Raw genomic sequence first — 1,522 nt, forward strand, 5'->3', positions numbered from 1 at the left:
TTTTGGCGACTCAGCAAGCAGGTATAGCCGAAAGCTGGCGCGGTGTGATTCTCTGGCGATGTGGATTCGCGGGAGATGATAATGGCAGCCGATGAATTATTTGGGGATCTGCCGGCGCAGTCGAAGCCGCAAGCCGAATCAGCGTCGTTCAGCGCGCCGCGGCTGCGTGAACCCCAACGCGACCAGATCGCGTTGCGAGCGGTGGATATCGAGAGCCTGATCGGGGAAGACCATCCGGCGCGTCTGATCTGGTCCTATGTCGAAGAGCTTGATCTGAGCGAACTGGAGAACCGGATCAAGGCCAGGGACGACCGCCCGGGTCACCCCGCGACATCGCCGCGGCTTTTGCTGGCGCTGTGGCTCTATGCCACCAGCGAGGGGGTCGGCAGCGCGCGGGCGTTGGAACGGCTGTGCGAGAGTCACGATGCCTATCGTTGGCTGTGCGGTGGGGTGTCGGTGAACTATCACATGCTGGCGGACTTCCGGGTCGGTTGCGCCGATCTGCTGGACCGGCTGCTTAGCGAGCATCTGGCGGCGCTGGCGAAGGCGGGCCTCGTCAATCTGGAGACGCTGGCGCAGGACGGCGTGCGGGTCCGGGCCAGCGCGGGAGCCGCGTCGTTCCGGCGCGAGGCGACCCTCGATAAGCATCTGGCACGGGCTGAAGCCGTGGTGGAAGACCTCAAGCACGAGGTTGACGCGCGCTCGGACGCCAGCAATCAGCGCGCCCGGGCGGCCAAGGAGCGAGCAGCGCGGGAGCGCAGCGCGCGCGTGAAAGCGGCGCAGGCGGCGCTCGCCGTGATCAAGCAGCAACGCAGGGAGCGCGAAGAAAAGCGCGGCAATGGCAAGAAGCCGAAGGAGCCACGCGCGTCCACGACGGACGCCGATGCACGGGTCATGAAGATGGCCGACGGCGGCTTCCGTCCCGGTTATAATGTGCAGGTGGCGAGCGCGGCCGGCGAGCAGATCGTGGCCGGGCTCGAAGTTACCAACACCGGGTCCGACCGCGGCCTGATGCGTCCGATGCTGGAGCGGCAGCGCACGCGTCCTGGCGGTCTGCCCAAAGATTATCTCGTCGACGGCGGCTTTGGCAGCGCGGAGGACATCGAATGGGCGCATGCCGAGGGCATCGAGGTCTTTTGTCCGCCCACTCAATCCAAGCACGGCACCGATCCATACCTGCCGCGACGCGGCGACGGCTCGGGGGTTCTGGCCTGGCGCGCGCGAATGGCGAGCGAAGAGGGCAAGGCCCGATACAAGCCCCGTTCGATTTGCGAGTGCATCCATGCCCGCTGGCGCAACTGGGACCTGCGGCAATTGACCGTGCGCGGCATCGAAAAGGTCCGCGCCGTCGTGCTTTGGTACGCCCTCACCAACAACATCCTGCAAGGCAACCGCCTCCGCAATGCGTAAACGAGAGCTCTTCGACAAACTCAATCCCCAAGACTGCCATTTTGCCGCGACCAGTAGCCGCCACGTCGTGTCAAAGCTCCGCAGAAACCGAAAAGCGTCACAAGCTCTCAGG

At 65.1% G+C, this 1,522-nt stretch carries 1 protein-coding gene; it reads left to right on the forward strand.

The window, feature by feature from the left end; all coding sequences use genetic code 11:
* Positions 1–81: 81 nt before the first annotated feature.
* Positions 82–1,410, forward strand: a complete 1,329-nt coding sequence (locus ACSQ84_RS35935; RefSeq protein ID WP_436216497.1) for an IS1182 family transposase — start codon at positions 82–84, stop codon at positions 1,408–1,410.
* Positions 1,411–1,522 lie beyond the last annotated feature (112 nt).

Source organism: Bradyrhizobium sp. LjRoot220, assembly GCF_964252915.1.
Classification (GTDB): Bacteria; Pseudomonadota; Alphaproteobacteria; order Rhizobiales; family Xanthobacteraceae; genus Bradyrhizobium.

Excerpts from the sequence above, each read along its gene's own strand:
- ACSQ84_RS35935 (WP_436216497.1), top strand. The coding sequence starts at position 82 with ATGGCAGCCGATGAATTATTTGGGGATCTGCCGGCGCAGTCGAAGCCG.